The sequence below is a fragment of the Streptomyces pathocidini genome, assembly GCF_001418495.1.
Taxonomy (GTDB): domain Bacteria; phylum Actinomycetota; class Actinomycetes; order Streptomycetales; family Streptomycetaceae; genus Streptomyces; species Streptomyces pathocidini.
This window is the reverse complement of record NZ_LIQY01000403.1, coordinates 1-4104: the sequence shown is the minus strand read 5'-3', so window position 1 is coordinate 4104 and position 4104 is coordinate 1. Positions and strand designations below refer to the sequence as shown.

Here is a 4104-nt window from a genome sequence, read left to right as displayed (position 1 = left end):
GGTCTGGGGCGGAGCCCCAGTTTCGGGAAGGTGCGGGTCAGGGGAAAGGCCACCGCAGGCCCCACGGCCAGCCGCCCAACCACCGGCCCCGCCCCTGAACGCCCTACGACAACCGCCCCGGCCGGAACCGCCGGTACAACAAACCACCACCCAGCAACAACCCGGCACTCGCAGGAACGAAGAGCTCCAGCATGTCCCCATCAGAACCGGTCCGCGCCAGACTCTCAACGGTCTGCGGCCGCACGGCCCGAGGCCCGCGCCCCGCCGGCTCAGGCGTGACCTTCGGCGGCTTGGGCGCCGTCTTCGGCGGCTCCGGCACCCGCGACTCAGGCTGCTCCGGGGAGCCGTTGGAGGAGGAGTTGCCGGCGGCCTCGTTGCCGACGCCGACGACGTTCACCGTGTTCCCGGTGACGTTGACGGGAACGTCGACCGGCAGCTGCACGCTGTTGCCCGAGGCGACGCCGGGCGAGCCCTCGGCCTCGCCGCGGGCGGAGGAACCCCCGGGCGTCCCGGGCCCGCTGCCACCCGAGTTGGCGCAGTCATTGCCCGCGACGGAGTTGAGCAGTCCGACGACGCTGACGGCGTTCCCGCACACGTTGACCGGTACGTGGACCGGCGCCTGCACCGCGTTGCCGGACAGCAGCCCAGGCGACCCGACGGCGGCGCCCTGCGCGCCGGAGTCCGCGTGCGCGTACCCCGCGGCGGCGGCCAGAACCCCACCCGTGGCCATGGCGGTAACCAGGCCCTTTCTGGCAATGCGTCTCATCTTGTTCCTGCCTTTCGGCTCGTCTCGCGGGACCCACGTCCCGTACCGAGGACAACGCACGGTGGGCCGAATGGGTTATGGGTCATATGTCTTTCACCCCATCGAGTGGGCGGTTAATCACGTTGACGCGCAACACCGAAAGCAAGCGTTTTCTCGACGGCCAAACCACCACGAAATCCCCCACCTCACCCCGGAATTCAGCCCTCCGAAACCACCCTCAAGAAAGCGTGTTCAAGCCCCACGCACGCTGACTACACTGCGCCGGAACCCATCCGGAACCATCCGGGTCCCGCTCCGACTCCCACGCAAGGACGTGCACCATGCCGATGCAGCCCTGGTTCGCCGACGCCAAGCTCGGCATCTTCCTCCACTACGGGATCTACGCCGTCGACGGCGTTCCCGAGTCCTGGTCCTTCTACAACGGGTCGGTCCCCCACGAGCAGTACATGCGGCAGCTCGACGGCTTCACCGCCTCCCGCTACGACCCCACCGCCTGGGCCGAGCTGTTCCGGCGCGCCGGCGCCAAGTACGCGGTGCTCACCGCCCGGCACCACGACGGCGTGGCCCTGTGGGACACCGCGCTCGGCGACCTGTCGGTGGTCAAGCGCACCCCCGCCGGCCGCGACCTGATCGGCCCGTACGCCGAGGCCCTGCGTGAACAGGGGCTGAAGGTCGGCCTCTACTACTCGCACTCCGACTGGAACCACCCCGACTACCCCAGCGTGGTGCACCCCGAGCCGCCGAACGAGGAGGTGGCCACCAACCCGTACTGCTCGCCCGGCCGCGGCAACGAGGACCCCGCCGCCTGGGAGCGCTTCCTCGCCTACCGCGACGGCCAGGTCCGCGAGTTGGTGGAGAACTTCCGCCCCGACCTGCTGTGGTTCGACGGCGAGTGGGAGCGCAGCGAGGAGCAGTGGCGGATGCGGGAGCTGTCCGAGCAGATCCTCGCCGGCAACCCGCGGACCGTCCTCAACGCCCGCATGCTCAGCTACGGCGACTACGCGACCCCGGAGCAGGGCGTGCCGATCGAGGCGCCCGACGGCCCCTGGGAGCTGTGCCTGACGGTCAACGACTCGTGGGGCTACCAGCACAAGGACGACAACCACAAGTCCATACGCCAGCTGGTCCGCTACTTCACCGAGACCATCGCCATGGGCGGCAACCTGCTCCTGGACGTGGGCCCGAAGGAGGACGGCACGATCACGCCCGAGCAGGCCTCGCGCCTGGAGGGTCTGGGCGACTGGATCCGCCGCAACGAGCCCGCCGTGTACGGCACGGCGGCGGGCCTCCCGGCCGGGCACCACTACGGCCCGAGCACCCTCTCCGCCGACCGCCGCACGCTCTACCTGATCTGCTTCGACACCCCGCGCGAGTCGGTCGCCGTACGCGGGCTGCGGAACTCCGTGCGCAGGGTGACGGAGCTGGGCACGGGCCGGGAGCTGGCCCACCGCACGATCGGCGGCCTCGGGGACGTCCCGGGCGTGCTGTGGATCGACGCGCCGGAGGGCGACGCGGTGGACGCGTACGCGACGGTCCTGGCGGTGGAGTTGGACGGCGAACTGGACCTGTACCGGGGCACGGGCCGCGACTGACATGGCGGTCGAGTCCCGAACCTGAGCCTGCCGACCCTTTGGACTGAGCCCGGGGGTCGAGGCTCGGGCCTGAGCCTGCCAGCCCCTTTGGGCTTAGCCCGGGACTGGCCCTTGGGCTGAGCCGGGGGTCGATCCTTCGGCCTGAGCCCGGGACTGACCCTTCGGGCTGAGCCCCGGGCCGATCCCAGCCCGTCCGGCGTTTGAGGACACGGTGGCCTCAGCCGGACGGGCCGGCGCACTCTCAGACGGCGTCGAGCGCCGCGTCGAGCGCCGCGGTCTCGTCAGCGCCGAGGGTGAGTTCGGTGGCCGCCAGGGAGTCCTGGACGGTCTCCGGCCGACTGGAGCCCGGGATAGGAATCACCACGGGCGACTTGGCAAGCATCCACGCCAGGCACACCCGCTGCGGGCTGACCCCGTGCGCCGCCGCGACGCGGGCGAACGGCGCGTAGGAGGAGCCGAGTTCACCCGCCCGCGCGATCCCGCCGAGCGGGCTCCACGGCAGGAACGCGATGCCCAGTTCGTCGCACAGGTGCAGCTCCGGCTCGCTGGACCGGAATGCGGGCGAGAACTGGTTCTGCACCGACACCAGTCGCCCGCCGAGGAGTTCGCCGGCGAGCCGGATCTGCTCGGGGTCGGCATTCGAGATGCCGGCCATCCGGATCTTTCCCTCGTCGAGAAGGTCGCGGATCGAGCCAAGGGAGTCCTCGTACGGGACGCGCGGGTCGGGCCGGTGGAACTGGTAGAGGCCGATCGCCTCGACCCCGAGCCGCTCGAGCGAGGCCTCGCAGGCCCGCTTCAGGTACTCCGGCCGGCCGTCCTGCGTCCAACTGCCGTCGCCGGGGCGCAGATGGCCGCCCTTGGTGGCGACGAGCACGTCCGCGCCGCGCTCGTGGGTGGAGAGCGCCTTGGCGATCAGCGTCTCGTTGTGGCCGACCTCGCCCGCCTTGAGGTGGTACGCGTCGGCGGTGTCGATCAGGGTCGCCCCGGCGTCGAGCGCGGCGTGGATCGTGGCGATCGAGCGGGCCTCGTCGGGCCGCCCCTCGATCGACATGGGCATGGCCCCGAGTCCGATCGCGCTGACCTCGACGTTGCCGATACGGCGAGTCTGCATGCGTGCTGCCTTCCCTGGTGCCGTGGGTAAAGACGGTCCGCGCGCGGCCTCGGCCACGCGCGGACTCCACCCTTCCGCCGGAGCGAACGACTGTCCAGGGGCCGACTCAAGAGACAGGCCACACCACGAGGGCCTGTCCTACGACGGCACCGGAACCCGGCTGGTCAGCCCCAGCCGGACCTGGACCTCCTGGTCGCCGGGGACGACGTGCCCCTCCTCCACGGTGCTGAAGGCCCGCGAGAGAACGGCCTCCAACTCCCGTACGGGCCGGTGGCAGCCGAAGAGGTCGGCCGTGACCTCGCCGTGCAACGACACCGGCTTCGGCGCCCGCCCGGCGGTCCGTACGTCGTACGTCCTGATCCACACCATCGGATTGGCCACATCGGGCAGTTGCTCGCAGTGCGTCGCCGTCTCACGGTCGACGTCCGCGGGGAAGGCGGCGGCGAGGATGTCGAAGACGGCGTCGGCGTCCAGCGGGGAGCAGTCGGTGAGGTGGACGCTGACGTAGGCGGAGTGCTGCTGCATGGTCATCGCGATCGCTCCTCGGCAGGGGCTGTACGAGGCCGAGCCGCGCCTCGCACACGAGAACGTCCCCCGGTCCGTCCCTCACCACGAGGGTCAGCCCACCCTCCACC

4 protein-coding genes are annotated in these 4104 nt (G+C 71.0%); 1 reads left to right on the top strand and 3 read right to left on the bottom strand.

The genetic code is table 11. The features are described 5' to 3' along the window. Positions 1-103: 103 nt before the first annotated feature. The gene (locus AOK16_RS18790) at positions 104-766 is read right to left on the bottom strand and encodes a chaplin (RefSeq protein ID WP_205627729.1); all 663 of its coding nucleotides are present in this window, start codon (positions 764-766) and stop codon (positions 104-106) included. A 320-nt stretch (positions 767-1086) separates the two neighbouring features. Here AOK16_RS18790 and AOK16_RS18785 point away from each other — a divergent pair, with 320 nt between their 5' ends. Further along, positions 1087-2358, top strand: a complete 1272-nt coding sequence (locus AOK16_RS18785; protein ID WP_055473386.1) for an alpha-L-fucosidase — start codon at positions 1087-1089, stop codon at positions 2356-2358. 241 nt (positions 2359-2599) lie between these two features. Here the strand turns inward: AOK16_RS18785 and AOK16_RS18780 are convergent, their stop codons facing one another. Beyond that, the gene (locus tag AOK16_RS18780) at positions 2600-3469 is read right to left on the bottom strand and encodes an aldo/keto reductase (protein WP_055473385.1); all 870 of its coding nucleotides are present in this window, start codon (positions 3467-3469) and stop codon (positions 2600-2602) included. A gap of 138 nt (positions 3470-3607) precedes the next feature. Further along, entirely contained in the window at positions 3608-4000 is a 393-nt protein-coding gene (locus AOK16_RS18775) for a hypothetical protein (RefSeq protein ID WP_157859260.1), read from the bottom strand. Between the last annotated feature and the right edge of the window lie 104 nt (positions 4001-4104).

Excerpts from the sequence above, each read along its gene's own strand:
- AOK16_RS18790 (WP_205627729.1), bottom strand. The coding sequence starts at position 766 with ATGAGACGCATTGCCAGAAAGGGCCTGGTTACCGCCATGGCCACGGGT.
- AOK16_RS18785 (WP_055473386.1), top strand. The coding sequence starts at position 1,087 with ATGCCGATGCAGCCCTGGTTCGCCGACGCCAAGCTCGGCATCTTCCTC.
- AOK16_RS18780 (WP_055473385.1), bottom strand. The coding sequence starts at position 3,469 with ATGCAGACTCGCCGTATCGGCAACGTCGAGGTCAGCGCGATCGGACTC.
- AOK16_RS18775 (WP_157859260.1), bottom strand. The coding sequence starts at position 4,000 with ATGACCATGCAGCAGCACTCCGCCTACGTCAGCGTCCACCTCACCGAC.